This window comes from Paenibacillus sp. MER 180 (assembly GCF_023713665.1).
Taxonomy (GTDB): Bacteria; Bacillota; Bacilli; order Paenibacillales; family Paenibacillaceae; genus Paenibacillus_B; species Paenibacillus_B suaedae.
Window position 1 is genome coordinate 167,774 of the sequence record NZ_JAMAVT010000001.1, and the last position, 25,633, is coordinate 193,406.

Below are 25,633 nucleotides of genomic sequence, written 5' to 3' on the forward strand. Positions count from 1 at the left end.
ATGAATTCTAGTAAGTTCATGATGTATATAAATCGGCAGGGCCTAAGCCCTGCCGATACAGCACGCACATAAGGCATGCGATTGCATCTGAGCGTGTATTACTTGTTGAACGGCTTCAGTGCGCGATCAGCCTCTTCCTGCGCCTTCTTCAATGCAGATGCCGGATCCGTCGTGCCTGTCAGCACCGCTTGCACTTGATCCGTCAATGCTTTGGAGACTTTACCATTGTTGTGCGTAGACAATTCCGCGTAGGCGTGCTCCAATTGATCACGTGCAACAACTGCTTGCGGGAACTCAGCTGCATATTTCTTCATCACATCTGTGTCGTACGCTGACTTGCGAACGCCAACATAGCCCGTATCAATACTCCATTGAGCAGCTTGCTCCGGCTCTGTCATGAACTTGATGAATTCCCAGGCTGCTGCTTGTTTCTTCGAATCGATGTCCTTGAAGATATACAAGTTGCCGCCGCCTGTAGGTGAACCGTACTGCTTGTTCATCGGCAGGAATGCAACACCGAAGTCGAATTTAGCGTTATTCTTCACATTCGTCAGGTTGCCCGTAGTATGAATCATCATAGCAGTCTTCTGCTCTAAGAAGTCTGTAGGAACCGTTGCCCATTCTACAATACCTTCCGGCATTACCTTATGCTTCTTCGACAGGTCTTGCCAATACTGCAATGCTTCTACATTCTCTGGTGTATCGAAGAATACTTTCTTGCCGTCTTGGGACATGAGGTTGCCTTTTGGATCAGCCATGTTCTGCAGGGAGAACAGTTGGAACATCCAATAAGCAAATCCGGATCCTGGCACCTCGATGCCTTGGCGACCGTCTTTTTTCAGCTTCGTTGCATATTCTGTAAGCTCAGCCCAAGTCTTCGGCGGTTGATCCGGGTTTAGGCCAACTTCTTTGAAAGCATCCTTGTTGTAATAAAGAACGATAGTACTGCGTTGGAAAGGGATACTGTATGTCTTGTTCTCAACTTGCGAGTTCGCCATGAAAGCCGGGTAGAAATCATCAAGGAAACCGTTGCCTTCCTTCGCGATAAAGTCATCAAGCGGAAGGATTGCGTTCGTATCCAGCATGCTGAACAGTTCCGTAGACAGCATAACCGCTACATCCGGCGGCTGCTTGGCTTGGATGCCAGCCTGAATCTTCGTCGTCGTATCTGCATAGCTGCCTGTATAAACTGGCTTCACTGTGATGTTCGGGTGCTTCGCGGTGAACTTCGCCGTCATACCCTCAACCACTTTCGTCAGTGGACCACCAACTGCGATAGGAAAATAGAATGTTAACTCCACATTCTCATCCTTCGATGTGGTTGCGTTATCGGCTGGAGCTGTTGTCGCCCCCTCCTGCGTCGTACCTTTCTCTGGCGTCTGTGTTCCTCCTGCTGTCCCTGACTGGCCACAGCCGACCAGCAGCGTAAAGCACATAAACAGAAGTAGCATCCACTTAGAGCGCATTTGCATATCCCGTGTTCTCCCCTTTTTCAATATCGTCCTTATTGAGATGGTATGTCTCACACCACCCTTTCATACCATAACCTTGCTCTAGCAAGAGAGTGTTAATTCCATATAAATGTTTTGTTAATGATAGATTCTCAAGTAGATTCCTACGATTCTATTGATTCCATGATCCGGTATCAAAAAAAGAAAACACCCTCCCGGGTGTCCCAAATAGTCATGCACAGCATCATGCATGCTCTATCCTAGAGGAACCCAAGAGGGTGTATATACATTACGATTCCTTCGTTACGAATTCGTTAAAATGGATACCAAAATGTCCCGAACCCTTGCACTCGCCATATAATCGCTGCAGCAAGCACGAGTATGCTGACGATGACCACGATATAATCCTCACGATGCCATTTCGTCGACGAGAACCACGTACGCTTCGAATGCTTCCCGAAGCCGCGCAAATCCATTGCATTGGATATCGTCTCAATGCGATGCAGCGAGGAGAGTACGAGCGGTGTCGTGATGGATACAAAATGCTTAAGCCGCTGCACAATCGTGCCCTCGCCCTTGCCGAATCCAAGTCCACGCGCCTGCATGGCATTCGAGATATGCCGGAATTCCGCCTGCAAATCTGGAATATAGCGGAATGCGATACTGAACGCATAGGCGATTTTGTAAGGAATGCCGATTCGATTCAAGCTGCTCGCCATCCGTGTCGGATGCGTCGTATAGATGAACAAGACGGTTATCGGCATAAGAGACATATACTTCATGGACAATGTAAATACATAGATAACAGTCTCCAGCGTTAATACGTTGTAGCCCATATCGAGAAGCACAGTAGTCGTACCTGTCAATGTACTGCCATAAGCCGGTGTAATTAATAAACTGAATAAAGAATTGAATATATTAAATACGATCATCAGCCAGACGAGCAGCCGAATTCGCTTCCATGGCAACTGCGCATTGATAAGAAGGACAAGACCAATCCCAAACAGGGGCACGAAAATTCGTAAATCCTGAAATAAAAATACGATTACGGTCCACACAGCCAGCACAAGCATCTTCGCTGCTCCATCCATACGATGGAACAGCGTATCCCGTTCAATATAGAGCATACCTGACTTACTCATGATGCTTCACCCGCTTCTCGTGGTCGATGAATTTACGCACAAGCGCCTCCGGCTCGCACACGCCAGTCAGACGGGCAAGCGTGCCAAGTGAAGTCTCCTTCACATTGGCTCGTTCAATCGCCTCCATATGGGTCAGCACATGAGCGGTATCGCCAATTGCAATCAGTTCCCCATTGCATAATACAGCTGCACGCTCCGTATATTCCAAAGCTAAGTGCATATCATGGGTAATGAACAGGAAGGACATGCCGCTGTTCGCCAGCTCAGAAATAAAACTCATAAACTCCGTATAGTGCTTATGATCTTGACCTGCTGTCGGCTCGTCCAGAATCATAAGACTCGGCTTCATGGCTAAAATCGAAGCAATGGTCACCCGCTTCTTCTGACCATAACTGAGCGCAGATACCGGCCATTCCCGATATCCGTATAGACCGCATATACGCAGTGTCTCCTCAACGCGCGCCATGACCTCTTCTTCCTTCATGCCTCGCATACGCAGTCCGAAGGCCACTTCTTCACGAATCATAGGTTGTGTAATCATGTGGTTCGGGTTCTGCATCACATAGCCGATATGTCCGCCCCTTTTTCGAATCGACCACGAGCGGATATCTTCCCCATTTAGCTTGATCGTGCCCGCCGTCGGCGCAGCTATTCCCGTCAACAAATGCGATAGCGTGGACTTGCCTGCGCCATTGTTCCCGAGCAGTGCAATTCGCTCGCCAGCACCAATCGTCAGCGATACTCCCCGAATCACTTCCCGTTCGCCATCATAAGAGAAGCGAACATTATCCATCTCCAGCATCGAAGTCCGTTCTGTCTGGCGAGTGGCATCCCCTTCCCCAGCGACCCAATTGGAAAGGCATTCCCTTGCCTCATCATTGTTGCTAATCGCAAGTAGAGAAGAAGGCTTGTCCTCAGGCTTGCATACATAGCCAGCATATTTCAGCGCAGAGACATATAAAGGCTCTCTTAATCCATGCTGCTGCATGATAGAAGAAGCCAGCATCTCATCGGGCGTTCCAATCTGAACAATACGACCTTCTGACATGAGGACAATGCGATCAACATGCTGCTCCAGTACATCCTCAATCCGATGCTCAATAATAATAATCGTCTTATTTGTCTCGCTATGGATATGATCCATCAACTCGATGGCCTGCTTGCCGCTTGCCGGATCCAGGTTCGCAAGCGGCTCATCGAACAGCAAAATATCCGCATCCATCGACAGCACACCAGCCAGCGACACACGCTGCTTCTGACCGCCCGACAGTTCATGCGGACTATGATCGATATAAGGAAGCATGTCCACGACTTCCAATGCCTTCGTTACCTTAGGCTTCATATCCGCCGTTTTCATGCAATCATTTTCAAAAGCGAACGCTACGTCTTCCCCGACCGACAGACCAATGAACTGTCCATCCTGATCCTGCAGAATCGTCCCAACGCTGCGGCTAATCTCAAAAATGCTAAGCTCTGAGGGACGCTTCCCCTTAAGCGTGTACTCTCCCGTTATCGTTCCACTGTACGTAAAAGGAATTAGCCCATTCATACAATGGGCCAAAGTCGATTTGCCGCAGCCGCTTGGGCCGGCAATTAATATTTTTTCTCCTGGGTAAATATCCAGGTTCACATTTCGCAATGTCGGTTCGGACAAACTGCGGTATTGAAAGCTAAAATCTCGAAACGAGATAAGCGGTTCTTTCATTGAATCTGTAGCTCCTGTCTTCAAACTTGAGCGCTGCATTATTTCTGCACTCGCAGATTCGAGTTGTTGCGATTCATTTGAAGCAGTGCCAGCACAGCCAACAATCCAAGCACCAAGTGAACGCCAATATTCGCCAGCGTGGAAGCCGTGAACTGTACCCACATCTTATCTGCCGGCTCTCCGAACAAATACACATCTAAAATACTGGACACACCAAAGCCAACAGCAAGCGCAAGCGATCCGGTTATCGCCAATGCTACAATGCTGCCCTTCGAGGAGCGTCCTTCCTTAATGTTGAATGACGAATTCAAATACACAAGTCCCATCCCAAAGCCGGAAATAGCCGACCCGAGCACCCATGTCCACCAGATTGTTCCGCCGCCCCAAGTCAAATCAGTAATGATATGCCCGATGGCTCCACTCAAAAATCCAACGATCGGCCCAAACATGGCACCGAAGATGGTCAGAATGGCAATTGCCGGACGCAATCCGGTCTGCGGCACTAACGGAATAGTGACTGTGCTTAGCAAGCCGTACAATGCTGCCCCGATGCCGATGGCGACTACCGTTTTGGTGTTAAAGTCGAAAATTGATTGCTTCATCCTTATGCAACCCTTCCTTCTCACTCAAAATAGGTATCGACGCTCGCCCGTTCGAGAGGTGGCCTCATCACGATTTATTAAATCCGAACGTTAGATTGTGATTCCAATCATAATATAAAGGATTTTCCATAGTATGGATACAGGTTTTTATTTCCAAAACCGAGTTTTTCTAGCCTTTTGCACCGAAAACTAGGGATTATTGGGAGGAAACCATATATTTTATCTATAAAAGCAATAGATATAACGATATTATTCCGTTTATCCCGAATTATGCCGATCAGATATTCAATCCACGGTGACGATTACAGCAGCCGAACCAAACGTTCGGTATGACGCAGTTCTTGTATCGTACGCACCCCAATGCCGAACATGGCAATCCGCAGCTCAGCTTCCACCTGAGCCAGAACCTGATCAACCGCTTCTTCGGAATCTGCTGCTGCAGCAAGCAGTGAGCGCCCGAAACCAGCCACGTCGGCACCAAGAGCAATCGACTTGGCCGCATCGACTCCTGTATGTAATCCGCCGCTCGCGATAACAGGCTGATTCGGCAGTGCTTTGCGTACCTGCTGCACACTGACTGCGGTCGGAATGCCCCAATCGGCAAAGGCCTCCGCGGCACGCTGCATGACAGCATCGCGAGCACGCAGTTTCTCAACCTGGCTCCATGAGGTTCCACCCGCCCCTGCAACATCGATGAAGGCTACGCCTGCTTCCACAAGCTGCTTCGCTGTATCCGGCGCAATGCCCCAGCCAACCTCTTTCACGCCGACCGGCACGTCCAACTCGCGGCATAGCTGCTCGATACGGCGAAGCAGACCGGAGAAATTGACATCCCCCTCCGGCTGGAACACTTCCTGCATCGCATTCAAATGCAAAATAAGCCCGTCCGCCTCGACGAGCTCTACCGCACGGCGGCACTGCTCAATTCCCATCCCAACATTAAGCTGAACGGCACCAATATTGGAGTATAACGGAATGGTAGGGGCTAGGTCGCGGATGCGGAACGTACCCGCGACCTCGGGATTCTCCACCGCAGCGCGTACGGAGCCTACACCCATCGCCCAGCCCCGGGCTTCCGCCACGACAGCCAGCCTGCGATTGATTGGCGCCGCATGACTGCTTCCTCCAGTCATAGAGCTAATCAGCAGCGGTGTGCGAACTTCCTTGCCAAGCCATTCTGTCTTCAATTCGATCTCCCGAAAATCAACTTCGGGCAGTGCCTGATGGACGAAGCGATATTGCTCCAGCCCTGTTGTTATCCCTACTCCGTTCACTGGTTGTTCGAGACATATTCGAATATGCTCTGTCTTGCGCTGCTCGGTCAACGATGCCGAATCTGACTGACGTTCCCGCATCGGCGCACCTCCTTACCTGATCGTATGTGCAGTATATGGCTTGTCAGTTACAGTTTGCATACTTACTTCATCACCTGTTCAATCACAGCTGTTGTACTACTTCCTGATTTCCCTAAGTCTTGCGCCTATTCGATTAAGCTGTTTGATTAAGCTCCCCGATTAAGCCTCTTCCTTCGATTCTTCCTCACCGAAAATTTGCCGCTTCAATCGCTCTCCCGTTGGCGTAACCGCAAGCCCTCCGCGCGCCGTCTCCCGCATCGTCGATGGCATCGTCTGCCCAATGCGGAACATCGCCTCAATCACCTCATCGCACGGGATGACACTCTCTACACCCGCCAGTGCCATATCTGCTGCGACCATGGCAATCGCTGCGCCCATGGCATTTCGTTTCACACACGGCACTTCCACGAGACCTGCAACAGGATCGCATACAAGCCCCAGCATGTTCTTCAGCGCAATTGCCATCGCATGCGCGGATTGCTTAGGGCTTCCCCCTGCCAATTCAGCAATTGCTGCCGCAGCCATCCCAGCTGCTGATCCGACCTCTGCTTGACAGCCGCCAGCTGCTCCGCTGATCGATGCATTGTTCGCAACGACAAGTCCGAACGCACCAGATGTGAACAAGAATTCTACCATCTGCTCGCGGGTAGGATTTAATTTGTCCTTCAATGCGAACAAGGTTCCTGGAACAACTCCAGCCGAACCCGCGGTCGGCGTGGCACAGATAAGCCCCATCGCAGCATTGACTTCATTCGTTGCGACCGCCTTGCTCACGGCATCCAGCAGCGTGTCCCCACAGAGGGACTGTCCAGATTGAATATATTGTTGAAGCTTTACCGCATCGCCGCCGGTCAGCCCAGAATGGGAACGAACGCCTGCTAAGCCGCGCTCAACTGCCTGCTCCATCACATCCAAGTTCCGCGTCATCTGCTCGATCACCTTCTCACGCGAGCATTGACGCACTTCCATTTCCTGCTCAATCATCACATCGGAGATTTTACACTGTCGTTCTTCAGTAATTGCGATTAATTCTGCCACATTGCGAAACATAACTGCTCCTCCTTCCTTCTATCGTATTTAGTCTTCCATTCGAAGCACACGATTTACTCCAGGGAGCTCTCGAATTTGCTGAAGGATTGGTTCGGCAATTGCCTCATCCGTCTCAATGACCATGAGCGCCATCTTCCCCTTCTCCTTGCGGCTTACTTCCATATGACCGATATTCACCTGTTCTCCGCTCAATATATTGGTCACACCTGCAATGACTCCATATCGGTCATGGTTCATAACGAGTATCGCAGGACACTGTCCAGAGAGCTTCAGACGGAACCCGTCAAGTTCTGTAATTTCAACCTTCCCGCCACCGATTGAAATTCCTGCAACCTCCATCTCATCGTGCTCGTCCGTCATCCGGATGCGGGCAGTGTTGGGATGCTCCGGTACAGCTTCCTCAGGTGTGATGATAACCTCCATCCCTGCCTCTTCTGCATATTTCAATGAGTCCGGCAATCTTGCATCGTTCGTATCGTAATCGAGCACACCCGCAACAATGGCAACATCTGTCGCATGCCCCCGGTAAGTCTCAGCGAATGAGCCGTATAGGGAGATATGAACCCGCTTCGGCTGTCTGCCGAAAATACTTCGTGCCAATCTACCAATCTTCGCTGCTCCCGCTGTATGCGAGCTGGATGGCCCCACCATGATTGGTCCGATAATGTCAAATACACTGCGATATTTCATCGCGCTTCCCCCTTCGTCGACATCCCCTTCTCATCATGCACACACTTGGTCACGATCTATCATTACATAGCTATTAGCGCACGAACAGCGTAGGATTGAGATGCAATAAGATCCGCTCCTGCTTCTCACCTATCTGCTAATGCGCTGCAATGCTGTCGTTATCATTCCGTGCTAGGATTAGGTTCCACTACCTTCTATATTGTACGCAATCACGGCAGCTTTCTCTACGGCTAAAACCATCCAATACCAGCTTATTCAAAACTCATCCTAGCAGGGCTATCGCCGGATGACAACCCTGCTTCGGAACAACAAAGGATCAGAATGTGGACACGAATTTGTTTATGATAATTTCTCTACATGCTGCCCTCACTTGGATGCCATCGTGTAACTGTTCATGTCATGCGAAAACAATAGGGTCGAAGCCTACAGGATTCGATCTCCAAGCAGGGTACCAATCAACTCCAGCGCGAGCCGTGCCGTGCGATTGTCTGTATCCAGCGAAGGATTCACCTCGACGAATTCAGCGGAAGTCACAATACCAGACTCATGCAGAAGTTCGAGCGCAAGATGGGCTTCCCGATAGCTTACCCCACCCCGTACCGGTGTACCCGTTCCCGGAGCCTCAACAGGATCCACACTATCTACATCGAAACTCAAATGAACCCCGTCTGTGCCATCACTGGCAATTCGGATGGCCTCCTTCATCACATGCAGCATGCCATAGCGATCAATATCATGCATCGTAAAACATGCAATTCCTTGCTCACGAATATAGGAGCGCTCGCCAGGATCTAAATCTCGGGAGCCAACAAGCACAATGTTCTTCGGATTTAGCGACTTGCCAGGCCAATTCCATTGACCTTCGGTCAAACTTGCTCGTCCCAGCGCCACAGCCAGCGACATTCCATGCACATTGCCTGACGGACTAGTCTCTTCTGTATTCAAGTCTGCATGTGCATCGAACCAGATCACACCTAATTGCTGATATTGCTGTGTCAGGCCTGCCAAGGTTCCAATGGCGATACTATGATCTCCGCCCAGCACCAGAGGGAAGCGTCCCGACTCTATAGATGCCTGTACCTGCTCGGACAAGGCGTCGCTCATCGCAATGACTTCATCAACATACTTGGCCTTGCGTACCGGGGCTGCGGTTGCTGCTGCCTCCGAATGTACAGCGGCAGCCGTACAGCCCACACGGCGTTCCTCGCCCACAGTAATCCCTAATTGATTGAGATGCCGCACCAGTCCAATCTGCATCAGGCATTCCGGTCCCAACTCCGCACCACGCCGTCCTGCCCCTAGACCGAATGGTACTTGAATAATAGATAATGGCATGTTCATCTGTCTGTCCTGTGCTGTCATACTGATCGCTCCCTTCGATATGACAATCCTGGAATATCCGTTCGAACTTCTACTTATTCACTGCGTCTATGATCACATCTATTACCTTCTCTAACTAAATAGGCATGACTTAAACCTTCTATTGAGTAAGCAGATTGCGATGTTGTCACCCTCTTGTTGTTCAAGCAATAATCGCCCCTGAGACCAGCACACTGCGAATACGCTCTACTGCCCAATCCAGCTGTTCTTCCGTGATGACCAGCGGCGGCGCAAAGCGAATGACCGTGCCATGCGTCTCCTTACAGAGCAGACCAAGACGCATAAGAGCCTCACAGTAGAGCCTGGCCCCCTCCGTTAGCTCCATGCCAATCAGCAGGCCACGACCACGAATTTCCTTCACAATCGGGCTGGATATGCTGGCAAGCTGCTTCTGGAAATATGCCCCGAGCCGTTCGGCGCGCTCTGCCAACTCTTCTTCGTCAAGTACGGTAAGCGCCGCTGAGGCCACCGCACAAGCTAGCGGATTGCCGCCGAAGGTTGAGCCATGCGAACCTGGCTCAAAGACGGATAAGATCGCTTCGTTTGCTGCTACAGCAGAAATCGGAAGCACACCTCCACCAAGTGCCTTGCCCATAATGTACATGTCCGGTATCACCTGCTCCCAATCGCAGGCGAAGCGCTTGCCGGTTCGTCCGAATCCCGTCTGAATTTCATCTGCAATGAACAGCACATGATGACGGGTGCAAATCTCTCGCACCTTGCGCAAATACCCATCTGGCGGCATTACAATTCCGTTCTCTCCTTGAATAGGTTCTACGAGGAATGCAGCCGTGTTCGGCGTAATTGCACCTTCCAGTGCCTCGGCATCGCCGTATGGAATGATCGTGAAGCCTGGTGTAAAGGGGCCGAAGTCTTCTTTGTATTCTTCACTGGAAGAGAATGAGGTAACGGTAATGGTACGACCATGAAAGTTGCCACTGCATACGATAATATCCGCTTGGTCGCGTGGAATGCTCTTATGGCGATATGCCCAGCGTCGTGCCGCCTTGAGAGCAGTCTCAACTGCTTCAGCGCCCGTATTCATAGGCAGTATCTTGGACTTGCCTGTATATGCTGCCAACTGTTCGCTCAGACGAGATAACGGTTCGCTATGGAAGGCGCGTGAGCACAGCGTCAATTGGTTCGCCTGATTCACAAGAGCTTCGATCAGCTTCGGATGGCGATGACCATGGTTCAAGGCAGAGTAAGCGCTTAACATATCCATGTATTGGCGCCCTTCTGGATCTTCAACCCACACTCCTTCTGCCTTCTCGATTACGACAGGAAGCGGATGATAATTCCTCGCTCCGAATCGTTCCGCTGTCTGTATAATTTCCTCTGACCGTTTCATGTTCCGTCCTCCTCTGTCCTCAAAATCGATACTTCCCTACATCCTATTCCACAAGGGGTGTACACTCTCCTTTTCTCATACAGAAAAAGTTCCCATCATATTCCTTCTACGGAACATTTGGGAACCCTCCTGTACACAGCCCATTTACGAATATCTTACTTTCAAATCGCCGATTTCTCGGTGTCCTGCTTGCGCTTGGACGTCGAGCCAACGGTATGAGCCATTCCATACAAAAGGATAGCTAGCGATAGCGCGCTGAAAATCAGTACCATGTAAGGCAAGCCTATCGTATCCAGACTGAACCCTGCCGCAAGAAGCACCACTTGAAACATGACCCGATCCAGCATCGTCCTGAATGAGAAGAAGCGGCCATGCAGTTCTTTCGGAATCGACTTCTGAAAATACGTAGACAACAAGGGGAAGAAGAATCCAGCTGCAAAGCCAAAGAGTCCGAAAGCCACAAGCGTCATCCATTTCACATGAGCGAAGAACAGCAGCCCTTGCGCAGCTGCAATAATGAAGGACAGTGCGAACAATTGCTTTAATAGATCGCGCTGACCGGATAAGCGTTTCACGAAGAATGCAGCCAGTATGAAGGCAACGCCTTCAGCTGCGTAGAGCCAGCCCTTAATTTGCGTATCCTGATGCATTTCGCTAATATTAATGACCATCAAGTTGAAGCTCCCAATAAAGAATCCTGGAATAATCGATAGACAGAGCGCCATAAGAGCAACTGGCATCCCTTTGAGCATCGGGACAATTTCCTTAAATCCGCCGCCTTGCTTGTCTTTACGCTTCTGGCTGCGGTCTTCCTTAGCCCCCTCATCAATATCAAGGAAGTACGTGGAGACAAGCAGAAGTCCATAGGCGACGAGCGATGCCGTGTACAAGGCAGACAAGCTCATGACAGACAGCATCATACCGGCTGCCACCGTTCCGATAATACGGGCAATCGTAGATGCGTTCATATGGACTCCGTTCAATGCGATAAGATCTTTATCTTGAACGATAAGTGGAATGACCGATTGAAGCGCCGGAAAATAAAATGCCGCGGATATTTGCAGACACACTGCAAATAGAATCATCCACCAGACCGAGCCTTGTGCAATGGCGAGAAACATGAAGCAAACACTTATCATCCGTCCGATACCCGCCCAGATAAGGACACTCTTCTTGCGATGCGAATCGATCACTTTCCCTGCATATGGCCCAATGAGCACACCTGCGAGAAGGCCAGTGAATAATATCAATGACTTCATAAAGTCTGATGGCACATAATGCTGCATAAATTCCAAATTCGCGATAATGGACGTCCAAAGCCCCAGGCCGGCAATAAATTCGCCACAGAGCACAATCCATACGTTACGATTGCTCCACAAATGAATGTCCCTCCGATGATCATATGTCATAATTAATAGTCCAAGCATATCAGTTGGAAAAAGAAGGGGCAATAAGGGTGCAAAAAAAGCCGTCTGGCAACGCCAAACAGCTTCTTAGATTTCCCCGTCCACATCTTTCTAAAGTTCCGTATTTCCTTTATACAGCACTTGATTGCAGCATTGTGTTCGCTGCGCACTCATCCTTGCGTTCACAACGTTCACCGCAGATGCGCCCTTTGCCGCGCGGCACGCACATCGGTGTACCAAACAGCGGATCATCGCATACGATGCATTCCATGCAGAATACGTCCCTCACCATGTCGACCGTCAGCACATCTTCTGGAGCTCCCTGTGAATGAATGCCCTTATTGCGCACAGCTATAATATGATCCGCATACCGGCAAGCCAAGTTCAAATCATGAAGAACCATCACGATGGTACGGCCCTCATTCCGGTTCAAATCATACAATAAATCCAGTATCTCGATCTGATGGCTCAAGTCCAAATACGTTGTCGGCTCATCGAGCAGAACGATATCCGTATTCTGCGCAAGCGTCATGGCGATCCACGCCCGTTGTCGTTGACCGCCGGACAAGGCATCTACTGGCCGATCAGCCAATTCCTCAAGGCCTGTCACCTTGAGCGCATGGCGTACAAGCCGCTCATCCTCTTCCGACCACTGCTTCAGCCAGGTCTGGTATGGATAACGTCCTTGCTTCACAAGCTGATGAACCGTCAACCCTTCTGGCGCTGTTGGACCCTGAGGCAAGATCGCCATCTTACGCGCAACTTCCCTCGTTCTGGAACGATGAATATCTTTACCATCCAGCAGAACCGTACCAAGCGTAGGCTTCAGCAAGCGGGCAAGGGAGCGAAGCAGCGTCGACTTGCCGCATCCGTTGCTGCCAATCAGCACCGTAATCTTGCCTTCAGGTATACTAACCGTTAAATCTTCTATAATAGAGGTTTCCCCGTACGATAACGTAAGAGAGCGTGTGTTCAATACAGACATGATCGTTCCTCCCGCATTCCATAGATAATGAAAATCGTTCTCAAAAGGAGTTCTACCTAATCATGCCACAAACCACACATAGAGTCAATCTATTCCAACTACCACTGTAGTCCACTTAGGCCTACAGCAGTGGTGAGAATAGACGTGCGGCCGATTCAAGAAAGCGCGTGAACACTTTTTTGCGTGCGAACTGTTCTTCTACGATCGGTGCGGCCGACTGTAGATCAAGCTCGAACTCCTCTACGAGCTGCTGAACACTCTCTGTACGCATCAGCAGTGCATTCACTTCGAAGTTCAAGTGGAAGCTGCGCATATCCATATTGGCCGTTCCGATCGTCGCCATCTTTCCGTCCACAATAATGAGCTTCGAGTGCAGGAAGCCCTTCTCATATTCATAGATGCGAACCCCCGCCTCCATGAGTCCCGGGAAATAGGAGTGCGATGCCAGGAACGGCAGCCACTTATCCGGCTTAGCCGGGAACAACAGCTTCACATCCACACCAGACAACGCTGCTACACGCAAGGCTGTAAAGATATCCTCATCCGGAATAAAGTAAGGCGTTGCGATCCAGATTGATTTCTTGGCCGAAGTCAGCATCGAGAAGAATACATTTTTCATCGTTTTGAATTCTTGATCGGGGCCGCTTGCGATCATCTGGACCGCGCCTGAGGCCGACTCCGTAGGCTGTGGAGTCAAGTATTCTGGATCGTACAACTTGCATCCTGTCGTATGGCACCAATCTTGTAGGAAAATGATCTGCATCGTCTTCACCGCTTCGCCTCGGACGATCATATGAGTATCGCGCCAGAAGCCATACGTCTTGCTGCGGCTTAAATACTCATCTCCTACATTCAATCCGCCGATAAAAGCGACGTTGCCGTCCACGACAACAATTTTGCGATGGTTCCGGTAATTCACCCGATTCGAGAACAGCGGGAATTTCACAGCACCAAACACCGCCACCTCGACCCCGGCATTGCGCAAATCCGCCAAGAATGTCTTCGGCAGATGCATGCTTCCTACCGCATCCACCATAAAGCGAACCTTAACCCCAGCAGTTGCCTTATCAATCAGTATTCGCTTAAGCGATCGTCCGATGTCGTCATCTCGATAGATATAATACTCCATATGAATATGATGCTGCGCCTGGTTCAATTCCGTAATGAGCGCAGAGAACGTCTCTTCCCCATTGTTCAAAATCCGCGTATCGGAGCCGAAGGATATCGGGCTCTTACTAAGTCGGCTCGTCAGTCGCAGAAGCTGGCGCTCATCAGGATTGAAGGTAGCGAATACCTGCTCCCTTCGTGTCAGCGATTCATTATCAATGAAGGCATACCCCTGCCGATCCTGGACAGCCTTGCGGGCATAACGGCGCCGCTTGCGATAATTTTGACCAAATAGCATATAGAAAATAAATCCGACTACAGGAACGAGTGCCAGCACCAGAATCCATGCAACCGTGCTGGAAGGATGCCGATTTTCCATAAAAATAATAACGGCAAGCGTAATGACCGCGAGTGTCGTCATAATACTTAAGGATGTAGCGATGGTATGCCCGAACGTATCGTTTATGTATAGACCTAGCGTCATCAATAAGATCAGAAACAAACCTACCTGCAATGCTCTCCTCATCCGCATGCTCCCCCATCTCTAAATATCTGTATCTAACATGCTTCTATCCTTATACAGCATCCTACTATATAATCCTGCAATATGTCTTAATCAAGAGGTGAAGGAAGAACAATCCATATTGAATTACTATACCCGAATTCTCCGCTTTCAAATATGTCATTGACAACGATTTCAACCGTGTGACATAATTTCGTCGAACGAACGATAGGTAGTTATGGAACAGCGAAGAATGGAGGGTTTCCCTTTGACTGCCAACCGCATTCAACTTATCGCTCTATCCCATTTTGCCAAATATGGCTATGCCGGGACTTCCTTGTCCAAAGTTGCCGAGGAAGTCGGCATTAAGAAGCCATCTATTTATGCGCATTATAAGAGCAAGGAAGATCTGTTTTTGCACGTGCTGCAATCTGTATTTGTCGATGAGTTAAACTGGATCACGGACTTTTTCCACAAGCATGAGCATTTGCCGCTCTACGATCAGTTGAAGCTGCTGCTTGACTCCTACCGTCACCGGTACAGCCAGTATGATGTGCTCAAATTTATGCTGCGGGTCGCCTTTTTCCCGCCTCCATCGCTTCAAGAGCCTGTCCTTGAACGCATGCACTCCTTCATCGAGCGGCTGGAGAAGGGGCTCATCCCCCGCATGGCACAGGCGCTGCGCTCACAAGAAATTCACGGTGTTCATCCCGAGCAGGCAGCCAAGGCATTCATCTCGATATTGGACGGGCTGTTCGTACAGCTTCTGTACGGAGGCGTAAGCCGATTCGAGAGCAATCTTGAAGCCGCTTGGACGATCTATTGGCGCGGCATTACGTGCAAGTCCGTATAGAGAAGAAGGGACCTTTGTGTGGAAAGGTCCCTTGTCATATGCATAGATCTCGATTTCGTTCTATCTTACTGCATCAATATCGATACAGAATGTGCAACTATGCGATCTTCATCTGTTCTGCCCATGCGGCTTCTTTAGCGATGAACTCTCTTAGCAGCATTCCAATTGCCTTATAAATTGGATGTTCAGCATGCTGTGCCAAGTCCTCTGCGAAGCGTGGCGCCCAGCTCTTCAGATGATCCAGCACGAATTCGCGCTGGCCATTCATATAACGCTCATAACGCTCCTTCGAGGCCACATTGTTCATCATCTTCTCGATGAGAACAGCCATGAATTCCAATTCTATGGAAATATGGTCGTCAGGCTCTCCGTTCATCTTCTTGAAATATAAACTGAATTCAGCATACATTTGCCGCACATCATGAGCGTATGACTTAGGCAACATTTGCTCGCTCGCACGATACATGGTCTCGCAAGGCGCTACAGGCAGCTGGCCTGAAGAGCCGAACAAGCGCAAATACTCGTCTCGCAGCGAGGAGTATACGGCGTACATTTCGTTAATCGACATGTTCGTGAGCATACTGCACAGCTTCTGGGCTCCTTCGGAACTGGATGACAACAACTTAAGCTCCTGCCCGTTCCGCCATGCCATGATGACATCTAGTGTTGGAACTTCTCCCAGGAAATCAGCCAGCAATTGATAAGCTGCCTTGCGCGTCTCCATTCGCTCCACGGTATCACCACTCCACTGTTCCAGCTGTTCTGCCGTTAACAACATCGTCCGTCCCCTCCATATGATGATTTCCAGCTTCCATCCATATTGTCCCATAACCGGACGATCAATTGCTGTGACGAATTGTGAACAACATGGCTGCTGAAAGCGTTATATGTGACACTTATGTGAATTCGAACTCAATTGCCCGGTAAATTGATACGATTCAACTGCATACATACTTTGTTCGTAAAACCGATTTATTTAGATACTAAAATACTGGTAAATTTTATTGTAACAAACGTCATAGCAAAGAGACAGTTCCAATTGTTGCCTCACTTTACAGTTGATCTTCACATTTTCCAGGGAAGAAATCAGAGGAGAAACCATGAAAAAAACACTTAATAAAGGCTTTCTATTTGATCTTATTGTCGTAGCCTCCCTAGCATTGATTATCATCATTATTTTCCTACTTGGAACAGGTAAAGAAAGGGAGACTCGCAGCCTGATTTCGAAGCTGGAAAATATAAAGCCAAAAACGACGATCGATTTGTCACAGAACGGTTATCAAATTATTGAAGGAAAAATGACAGCTGCGGCTCCAACAGGAGATTCCGATTACGTTCAGCCTGCATTTGCGCTGCTGCAAAGAGAAACTTACGTCCCCAACAAAAGGAGAAACAGAAACTATCCTAGTACTCCCGATGAGATTAACTACTGGCTCGCAAAAGATGCAGCCGTAGCTGGTTACCCGATTCGTTCTAATGAATGGCTGCTGCTGACTGGACATCTTATATTAAGACCAGCGATGGTGCATGGAGCGGAGATTCAGGAAGAAATATACCTGATATGCAATGACGGAATTTTTTCAAAAGAAAATAGATGTGCCTATCGAGGCATTCGGCCTGGCAGAAGCTCAATTATTGCCGTCCACGTGCAGGAGGGACAGCTCGTCCCGCTCAAGGAGAACAAAACCCTTCTCGTCTCTACCGATCAAGCTACTCTGCTAGCACAGTTAGAAGAGGATGCTGATCAAACTCGATCGTGGTATGTGGGGGCAGGTGTTTTCGCAATAATTTTCCTCTACGCCATTGGCAAGCATATCCTTTCGCCGAATAAGGAGGATTAAGAGAGATCAGGGCCATACTGCGAAGAATCAGAACTTCGCTACGCAGCTGCATTTCAACCAAGCATCATGTTAGACATACGTATGGTACACAAAGGAGTACATATGATGAATGCGAGTCCTATAGCATACAAAAAAGCAAATCATGCGCTCAATATATACGCCACCCAGATCGACTGCGGGCCTGTGCGCTATCGTGTCCATTACTGGGGCTTCATGCCCCAACATTACCATAACACGCTGCATCGACATTCTTTTTTTGAAATGTGCTACGTCATGGAAGGGAGCGGAGAATATATCGACGATGGCAAGCATTATCCGCTATCCTCAGGAACCTCCTTCTGTTCCCGACCTGGCATCTGGCATCAGATTCGCAGTGACGAGGGTCTTGCGCTATGTTACGTCGCCTTCGACATCATCGAATCAGATTCGGCAGATGCTTACGCTCGTGCCTATCAAGTACTGGCGCAAGATGCCGTCCCTGTTATTCCTTCAGCTGAGAAGTCAGCAACAGCAGCGCTGTGGGGCGCCTTGCTGTACATGTTCGATAACGCGAATGGGCAGGGACAAGCCGCTTACCCGATTGCGGTACTGCAATCGACAGCTGGGGCACTGCTGTATTCGATGCTGCCGCTATTTGCGCCGCATACCTACCAGCTCCCGGAAGTGTCCATAGGCGCCGCGAACATGTCTATCGGCACGAATGATCTGTTCCGCAGAGCCTGTCTGTACTTAGCGGATAACCTTAGTGAACCGCTGTCGCTTGAGATCGTAGCACAGCATTTGCACATTTCTCCCCGTCATCTATCCCGACTGTTCATGCAGCATGGCGGTCAGACGTTCGTCCATTATGTACAAGAACGGCGCATCCAATTGGCGAAGGAGCTTCTACTCGATACTGATGCAGCCATTAAGCATATCGCTGCGCAGTGTGGCTTCGAGTCGGTGCATTATTTTACAAGAGTATTCACTCAGTTGCTTGGAGTATCTCCTGCACGTTACCGTCGCCGTGATCTCCACCGCGCTCGTCCCGATACAGATCCGAGTCAACGTCCCAACGTATAATGATGTCCGTATTTTACAAAAACAAAGCCAACCAGTCCAAATACAACCTTCCCACCATTTCTTACAATGAGGGCATACAGGAGAGAAGACAGGGGGACACAATCTCTGCTCTTCGCTGCCATGTCACTGACCTTCTGAAGCCGGAATGGAGCGGAAGGTTTCTTTCATTACTTGTTACTAGCTGAAATGGAATTGGAGGCCTTACATGATGAACATCGAACAGCATATCGCACGCGCGGTAACCCCATCCCCGAAGCGGACTTGGACCATTTATGCGATACACCACTCCCATACGGACATCGGATATACGGAACGCCAGGAGAAGATCGAGCGTTATCACGTCGAATTTATTCGGCAGGCGCTGAACATCGTGCAGCAAGCATCGAACGGAACGAAGCCGGAATGGAGGGGATTTCGTTGGACCTGCGAGACATTCTGGGCAGTGGAACGATTCTTGGAGCACGCTTCGGAGGGTGAACGCGAGCAATTCGCGGAGGCTGTGCGCAGCGGCAGCATCGAGCTGTCCGGTACGTATTTGAATATGACGGAGCTGCCGGACTATTCCTTATTGCATAGCATTCATCGTAAAGCACAGACATACGCAGAGTCGATCGGGCAACATGTGGACTCAGCGATGACTGCTGACATTAACGGCTATGGATGGGGGTATGCCCAGAGCCTCCTCTACAATGGCATCAAGCATTTATTCAGCTGCATCCACACCCACCACGGCATGTTCGCACTTGGCCGCAAGCAGACTCCCTTCTGGTGGCAGGCGCCGAATGGCGAGAGATTGCTCGTCTGGAACGGAGAGCACTACATGTTCGGCAACGAACTTGGCTTATGTCCCGATGCACTCGGCAAATATATGATCCAAGACGAATTCGATAACCAGTTAATCGATGCGCATCATGACGAGATTGCCCGCATCCGTATGCACCGTTATGTATGCCGGCTTGAGGAAGAAGGGTATCCCTATGACTTTGTACCGGTCATGCTGTCTGGTCTAGGTACAGACAATGCCGCACCCAACGGCCGAATTATGGAGTTCATTCGTAATTGGAACGATCAATACGGCGATTCGATACGCATCGAGATGACGACGCTTCATGATTTCTTTGCTAGATTGAAGCAGGAAGATGTTGACCAATTGCCGGTCTATACAGGAGATTGGCCGGATTGGTGGTCTGACGGCGTCAGCTCAACTGCCATGCATACACAGCTGTTCCGTGACGCACAGCGCACACTGCGCAAGGTGAAGCGCCTCGATCCTAAGGCTAGCATCGTGGACATCTCGAAGCTGAATCAAGTCGAGCAAGCACTTGTCATGTATGCGGAACATACATGGGGCTACCACTCCTCCATCTATGAGCCATGGCACCCGAACGTACAGCTGCTCGAAGTACGCAAGCAGGCCTATGCAGCCGAGGCCAGCCGCCTTGCGCACCAAGCGCTGGATCAGGTGCTGTTCGCGCAAGGTGCTGCACCTCTATATCCTGAGCGTCCATTCCGCTATCGCATTGTGAACACGGAGCATGCACCCGCTGCCAAGCTTGTCACCCTATCCTTAGACGGATGGGAGCCTGCTCTATTCGAAGGTGGATTGGAAGTCGTACATGAGGGAACCGGGAATGTGCTTCCGCACCAGTCCCCTCACCCACAGTCCGTTGTCGTTCAAGTCACGCTCGCTCCAGGTGAAGAGTGCTTCCTGAACCTTCGTAAGGCACCAGCTCGCCCTACAAATCTGACAACATCCAATACCCGCCTGATGGGAAGTGATCGAGTCTATGATATGGAGGACTTGCATGCAGAAGAGTCTGCACATGGTCCTATTCGTATTGCTCAGCATTCGATTGAATCACCCTATGTACGGATTGAATGGAAAGAAAACGAGGGCATTATCTCTTGGATCGATAAACAAACGGGATGCGAAATGCTGGCAGCCAATCGCGAGCACGGTGCATTCACACCCATTTACGAGGTCACTCCGGCTGCTGATTCAAGCGATCAGAGCCAAGTCTGGGCTGTTCGCAGCCGGATGGGACGCAATCGCAAGGGTATAAACGTAGAGCGAAGCACCGGTCGCCTCGTCCGTGCACGTCCAATCGAGAATGGTCCGTTATATGCGACAATAGAGCTGACTTACGTGATCGAAGGAATGAGCTATTACGCACTATTCCTGAAGGTACATGCTGCATCGAATCGGGTCGAGATATCTGTTCGGCTTCACAAAGACAGCGTATGGCTTCCCGAGAACGTATATGTCGCACTGCCGTTCACGACTGGCGAACATCACAAAGATACCTTGTATGTAGAGAAAGCAGGAGCCATCGTACGTCCATGGATCGATCAGCTGCCAGGCACGTGCCTGGATTATACGTGCATTCAAGAAGGTCTGGCATGGTGCAATCATACGCATGCATCGCATCCTAATTCAGCTGATCCTAGCGATAAACCTCCAGTGACAGACTATACAGGTTCACAGTCCGAAGAGCTTACACTGCTTCTCGCTATGCCCGATACACCGCTGCTGCAACTGGGATCGCTTGAGCATGGCCGCAGACTTGTTCATACCCAGCAGTCGCTGGACGCTAAGCCGTCTACCTATGCTTGGTTAATGACGAACTATTGGGAAACGAATTTCAAAGCCACACTTGGAGGTTTCTACGAATTCTGTTATGCTGTGGAATTGCGTCATGATATAAGCGCAGCGCAATTGTCCAATGAAATTTCCACGCTTGCCACATCGTTTACTGTCGCTCGCATGAGTTAAGGCTGCCGTATCTTTCAAAGTGCAGTATCATCCGCCCCCTGATATCCACTCCCATCAAGGCATCAGGGGATTTACCCTTCATTAGCCATCACACACAACCTTGTCTCCTTAATAAAAAAAGACCCAAACGGGCTCCATTCTCTCCCATTCAGGCCTTCTTGGCATATTGTAAACTTACTCATGTACACGCTGATGCTGCAATTCAAATGCACACTGTACGGGTACTATGAATGTACGAGTACGTTGTACGGGTACTATGAATGTACGAGTACGTTGTACGGGTACTATGAAAGTACGAGTACGTTGTACGGGGGTACGATTCGTTCGTTCAACGTGCGGGTTCTACGTTTGCTTACCAGCAGGCTTGACTATCGGATCAACCTTCTGCCTTCGCAATTTCTGCATCGAGATCGCGGCTCGTCAGGTCAGCGTTCATGAACGCTTCGGTCTCAGGGAAATGCATATGCACCTCTGACGGCTTGCCTATCTGCACGATGCCTGATTTAAGCTGCAAGTCCAGCACATGCCCGCCGCCTGTGCGCGCATCATCAACGAAGTGATGGTGATAGCCCGCTACAGCTATTCCTTGAGCAAATGCCGGCATGCGGAACGCTGCTACAGTCCCCTTTTTCTTCTCCAATGTGAATGTTGGCTGAGATTCGATTGCCTCCAAGAACGGGCGGAATGGCGGCTTCTGCTTCGCAACGGTACGTGTTACTACACATTCGAACTCCCCGTCAATACGAATCGCATAGAACAGGTTCAGGCTCGGGAGCAGGCTGTCTATCAGCTGCTCTAGCTGGCTGCGGCTCATTGGCTGGTTCACACGGAATGTCTTGACTGGCTGGAAGAACGTTACGGAAGCAAATGGAGTTCCGTCTTCCGGCTTCACGGGCGTTACACTGCTGTCGGAGCGCAGGCGATAATAGTCTCCATCGAAGGCGATTAATTCCCCATCCAATTCATTGAATGTGCCTATACCGAAGTCGCCATGCTGCTTCAGCTCAGCCATTGTCATGCTTCCCTCGAATACACCGTCGAGCAGGGCGCTCATGGTAGATGTCTGGAAAATGGCGCTCGGCTTCTCTGAGCGGTGTTCCGCTTCTCGTTCCGTTGTTGTATATGAGTCCGATGGACGTAATGTTTCGTTGACTGGATGTTCCAATACGGCATTCATCTTATCTGTTCCTCCTTGTTGCAAGCTGTACTTTTCTTGCGCTGCCAGATGCATTCTTAGTGGAATTGGTCTGGGAGCAGCGTATCTCCAAGCGCGATATTATCACTGTAATCGACCGGAATGTCGATAACGACAGGCCCTTCTGCTTCAAGCGCCTTCCTCAGTGTCGGTACCAGTTCGGCAGGATCCGTGACACGGTAGCCAGTAGCTCCGTAGCTCTCTGCATACTGCACCATGTCCGGCTGGCCGAATTCGACACCTGCAGTCCGGCCATATTTCATTTGCTGCTGGAACGCAACCATATCGTACGTGCCGTCATTCCAGACGAGATGGACAATTGGCAGCTTCAAGCGTACGGCTGTTTCAAGCTCCATCGCAGAGAACAAGAAGCCCCCATCCCCTGATACGGATACCACCTTCTCATTCGGACGAACCAAGGCAGCAGCAATGGCCCAAGGCAAGGCGACGCCAAGTGTCTGCATGCCATTGCTGAACAGCAGGCGGCGCGGCTCATAAGAGCGGAAGTAACGCGCCATCCATATATAATGAGAGCCCACGTCACACGTTACCGTAACGTTGTCATCGATGACGCTGCGCAGACCATGAATAATTTGCAAGGGATGAACCGTTCCCGGCTTCACCTTCTGCGGCGGCTCGCACGCCTCTACCAGCTTCGCAAGCAAGGAATCGCACAGCACCTTCGCTTCTGGCGTCCGCTGCAAGCCGGCCAAGTGCTTCGTCAATTCCTGCACGGTACGATCGATGCTTCCGAGCAGCTCCATCTCAGGCTGGTAATCATGATCAATGTCGGCTTGGACATCATCGAGATGAATGATGTGGCGCTTGCCATCATGATTCCAGAACTTCGGATCGTATTCCACAGGATCGTACCCGATGGTCAGCACAACATCCGATTGTTCAATCAGCTCATCCCCCGGCTGATTGCGGAACAATCCGATACGGCCGAAGAAGTGAGCCTCCAATTCGCGAGAGATAGCACCTGCTGCTTGGAAGGTCTCTACAACCGGAATGTTGGTATGTGCGACCAACTGCCGAATCGCATAGACTGCTTCCGGCGAGCTTGCCCGCATCCCAAGGAGAATGACCGGGATGCGCGCACTGCGCAATGCTTCAGCCGCCTCGGCTATTCCTTCGGAAGGAGCCGCTCCGAGCCGTGGCGAAGGCAGCGGGCCAATCGCCGATACCTCTACCGGGCTAGTAATTACATCCTGCGGCAGGCTGACGAAGGCTGCACCCTGACGCGGCGAGGTCGCTGCACGGAAGGCATTCGTCAGCACCTCCGGCAGGTTGTCCGGATGCTGCACTTCTGCGCTGTACTTCGTTACCGGCTGGAACAGTGCTGCATTATCCATGGATTGGTGTGTCCGCTTCAAGCGATCTGCACGAGATACAGCGCCACCTAAGGCAACCACCGGATCACCTTCCGCCGTTGCGGTAACAAGACCTGTTGCCAAGTTGGATGCCCCTGGTCCAGATGTCACCAGGCACACCCCAGGTTTGCCTGTTAATCGCCCTACCGCGGCAGCCATGAACGCTGCGTTCTGTTCATGCCGACACACAATTAAAGAGGGGCCACGATCAACAAGTGCGTCAAAAACGCTGTCAACCTTAGCCCCTGGAATTCCAAATATATGAGTGACGCCTTGACGATTCAGGCAGTCTACGACAATGTCTGCTCCACGCATAGTGAATGATTGTGAATGGGTAACGGAATCAACTCGATGGTTTTCAACGCGTTCGCTTGCTTGATGGTTCGTGCGAGTCTTCGTATTGTTCATGACGGTCATTCCTTTCCTCATGGCGATAATTGGCATAATACTAGTACAGTATAAAACACATGTTGTGAAAACACATGAAAATAATCAGTCTGTATTATATATAATACTCCTTTTTTAGATTTTGTCTATTCGCATTTTTCAATCGGCCATGGTACATTCGAGAATAGAAGCCTGGCTAATGATCCTAGACTACCTTATACTACCGAACGAAAGGATAGATTTTCGATGAATGATAAATGGAACAAGCTCCATTCCGCCATGGAGCAAAGCGGCATTGACGTGATGCTGATTACCGATCCGAAGCATGTCTATTATTTGACTGGCTTTGCTTGTGATCCACATGAGCGCTTCCTTGGAATCGTAGTCCCTCAACAGGGCGAACCAACACTGATTGTACCTGTACTGGACGGGGACAAAGCAGCCGCTGTATCTGTGGTGCAACAGATTGCTACCCATACAGATACAGACAACCCTTATGACATCCTGAAGCAGCATCTGCCACAGCAGGCAGCTCGCTTCGCGATCGAGAAGGGACATATGTCCGTACAGCGCTATGAAGCATTAACGAGTGCCACAGCAGCGAAAAGCTTCGTAGATGCGGGCCCAATCCTGCAGGCGATGCGTGTCATCAAGTCGGAAGAAGAAGTCGTTCGTATGAAAGAAGCAGTTCGACTTGTCGAAGCTGTTCTGCTGGAAGGCGTAAGCCGAGTTAAAGTGGGCATGAGTGAAATCGAAATGGTGGCAGAGCTTGAATATTTGATGAAGAAGCTTGGTTCAGACGGCCCATCCTTCAGCACGATGGTGCTGGCTGGAGAGAATGCAGCACTCCCCCACGGAGTACCAGGTTCCCGCAAAATAAAGGAAGGCGAGCTTCTCTTGTTCGATATGGGCGTATACGCGAACGGGTATGCCTCTGACATTACGCGCACATTCGCCGTAGGTGAAGTGAATGATACTTGCAAGGAAATTTACAATACGGTGCTCGCGGCGAACATGGCAGCCATTGAAGCTGTGAAGCCAGGTGTTACGTTCGGCAGCCTTGATCGCACAGCACGCAAGGTCATTGCGGACAAAGGCTACGGCGATTATTTCACCCATCGTCTCGGTCATGGCCTCGGCATCGATGTCCATGAGTACCCATCTGTACATGAGCGCAACGAGGATGTGCTTGAGCCGGGCATGCTGTTCACGATTGAACCGGGCATCTATGTGCCGAAGGTGGCTGGCGTGCGCATCGAAGATGATGTCATCGTAACCGCAGACGGTGTTGAGGTATTGACTTCTTATCCGAAGAAACTAACGATCATCGGCGGGTAACGCATTTCTGTTCTAACCGATTCCATACACAACTTGGAGAAGCATTGTATGTACCTTACAAACCTCCAAAAACAAACACCCACCC

20 protein-coding genes are annotated in these 25,633 nt (G+C 50.1%); 5 read left to right on the plus strand and 15 right to left on the minus strand.

The genetic code is table 11. The features are described from left to right. Window positions 1-98 precede the first annotated feature (98 nt). The 12 genes from M3661_RS00680 to cls form a co-directional block, all read right to left on the minus strand. Entirely contained in the window at window positions 99-1,472 is a 1,374-nt protein-coding gene (locus M3661_RS00680; RefSeq protein WP_251481320.1) for an ABC transporter substrate-binding protein, read from the minus strand. 293 nt (window positions 1,473-1,765) lie between these two features. Continuing rightward, the gene (locus tag M3661_RS00685) at window positions 1,766-2,593 is read right to left on the minus strand and encodes an energy-coupling factor transporter transmembrane component T family protein (RefSeq protein WP_065292961.1); all 828 of its coding nucleotides are present in this window, start codon (window positions 2,591-2,593) and stop codon (window positions 1,766-1,768) included. After that, entirely contained in the window at window positions 2,586-4,298 is a 1,713-nt protein-coding gene (locus M3661_RS00690) for an ABC transporter ATP-binding protein (protein ID WP_251481323.1), read from the minus strand. Before M3661_RS00690 ends, M3661_RS00685 begins: the two co-directional genes overlap by 8 nt. A 38-nt stretch (window positions 4,299-4,336) precedes the next feature. Then, entirely contained in the window at window positions 4,337-4,900 is a 564-nt protein-coding gene (locus M3661_RS00695) for an ECF-type riboflavin transporter substrate-binding protein (RefSeq protein WP_021257200.1), read from the minus strand. Window positions 4,901-5,202: 302 nt separating this feature from the next. Beyond that, window positions 5,203-6,255 (minus strand): type 2 isopentenyl-diphosphate Delta-isomerase, encoded by a 1,053-nt coding sequence (fni, locus tag M3661_RS00700; RefSeq protein WP_251481325.1) that lies wholly within the window; start codon window positions 6,253-6,255, stop codon window positions 5,203-5,205. 159 nt (window positions 6,256-6,414) lie between these two features. Next, window positions 6,415-7,305: an L-serine ammonia-lyase, iron-sulfur-dependent, subunit alpha gene (gene sdaAA, locus M3661_RS00705; RefSeq protein WP_251481327.1), complete on the minus strand. Its 891-nt coding sequence runs from the start codon at window positions 7,303-7,305 to the stop codon at window positions 6,415-6,417. Between the two features lie 27 nt (window positions 7,306-7,332). Further along, complete coding sequence (gene sdaAB / locus M3661_RS00710) at window positions 7,333-7,995, minus strand: L-serine ammonia-lyase, iron-sulfur-dependent subunit beta (protein WP_065292965.1); 663 nt, start codon at window positions 7,993-7,995, stop codon at window positions 7,333-7,335. A gap of 423 nt (window positions 7,996-8,418) precedes the next feature. Beyond that, entirely contained in the window at window positions 8,419-9,357 is a 939-nt protein-coding gene (rocF, locus tag M3661_RS00715; RefSeq protein WP_174809426.1) for an arginase, read from the minus strand. A gap of 160 nt (window positions 9,358-9,517) precedes the next feature. Further along, window positions 9,518-10,726: an ornithine--oxo-acid transaminase gene (locus M3661_RS00720; RefSeq protein ID WP_251481329.1), complete on the minus strand. Its 1,209-nt coding sequence runs from the start codon at window positions 10,724-10,726 to the stop codon at window positions 9,518-9,520. 161 nt (window positions 10,727-10,887) lie between these two features. Next, window positions 10,888-12,105, minus strand: coding sequence for an MFS transporter (locus M3661_RS00725; protein ID WP_251481331.1), 1,218 nt, complete (start codon window positions 12,103-12,105; stop codon window positions 10,888-10,890). A 157-nt stretch (window positions 12,106-12,262) separates the two neighbouring features. Further along, window positions 12,263-13,117, minus strand: a complete 855-nt coding sequence (locus M3661_RS00730; RefSeq protein WP_021257207.1) for an ABC transporter ATP-binding protein — start codon at window positions 13,115-13,117, stop codon at window positions 12,263-12,265. Between the two features lie 121 nt (window positions 13,118-13,238). Further along, on the minus strand, window positions 13,239-14,750 hold the full coding sequence (gene cls / locus M3661_RS00735) for a cardiolipin synthase (RefSeq protein ID WP_065292968.1): 1,512 nt from the start codon (window positions 14,748-14,750) through the stop codon (window positions 13,239-13,241). Window positions 14,751-14,994: 244 nt separating this feature from the next. Here cls and M3661_RS00740 point away from each other — a divergent pair, with 244 nt between their 5' ends. Beyond that, window positions 14,995-15,579 (plus strand): TetR/AcrR family transcriptional regulator, encoded by a 585-nt coding sequence (locus M3661_RS00740; RefSeq protein WP_021257209.1) that lies wholly within the window; start codon window positions 14,995-14,997, stop codon window positions 15,577-15,579. Window positions 15,580-15,676: 97 nt separating this feature from the next. Here the strand turns inward: M3661_RS00740 and M3661_RS00745 are convergent, their stop codons facing one another. Next, complete coding sequence (locus M3661_RS00745) at window positions 15,677-16,357, minus strand: TorD/DmsD family molecular chaperone (RefSeq protein WP_021257210.1); 681 nt, start codon at window positions 16,355-16,357, stop codon at window positions 15,677-15,679. Between the two features lie 322 nt (window positions 16,358-16,679). Here M3661_RS00745 and M3661_RS00750 point away from each other — a divergent pair, with 322 nt between their 5' ends. From M3661_RS00750 to M3661_RS00760, 3 genes are all read left to right on the plus strand, one after another. Further along, on the plus strand, window positions 16,680-17,420 hold the full coding sequence (locus tag M3661_RS00750; RefSeq protein ID WP_251481334.1) for a hypothetical protein: 741 nt from the start codon (window positions 16,680-16,682) through the stop codon (window positions 17,418-17,420). Between the two features lie 102 nt (window positions 17,421-17,522). Next, entirely contained in the window at window positions 17,523-18,482 is a 960-nt protein-coding gene (locus M3661_RS00755) for an AraC family transcriptional regulator (RefSeq protein ID WP_251481336.1), read from the plus strand. A gap of 205 nt (window positions 18,483-18,687) precedes the next feature. Further along, on the plus strand, window positions 18,688-21,255 hold the full coding sequence (locus M3661_RS00760; protein WP_251481339.1) for a glycoside hydrolase family 38 N-terminal domain-containing protein: 2,568 nt from the start codon (window positions 18,688-18,690) through the stop codon (window positions 21,253-21,255). 376 nt (window positions 21,256-21,631) lie between these two features. On the opposite strand, the gene budA is transcribed toward M3661_RS00760, so the two are convergent. Next, window positions 21,632-22,432, minus strand: a complete 801-nt coding sequence (budA, locus tag M3661_RS00765) for an acetolactate decarboxylase (protein WP_083189557.1) — start codon at window positions 22,430-22,432, stop codon at window positions 21,632-21,634. Window positions 22,433-22,488: 56 nt separating this feature from the next. Further along, the gene (gene alsS / locus M3661_RS00770) at window positions 22,489-24,138 is read right to left on the minus strand and encodes an acetolactate synthase AlsS (RefSeq protein ID WP_251482099.1); all 1,650 of its coding nucleotides are present in this window, start codon (window positions 24,136-24,138) and stop codon (window positions 22,489-22,491) included. Between the two features lie 318 nt (window positions 24,139-24,456). Between alsS and M3661_RS00775 the strand changes: the two genes are divergently transcribed. Beyond that, window positions 24,457-25,548: a M24 family metallopeptidase gene (locus M3661_RS00775; protein ID WP_251481341.1), complete on the plus strand. Its 1,092-nt coding sequence runs from the start codon at window positions 24,457-24,459 to the stop codon at window positions 25,546-25,548. The last annotated feature ends 85 nt before the right edge of the window (window positions 25,549-25,633 follow it).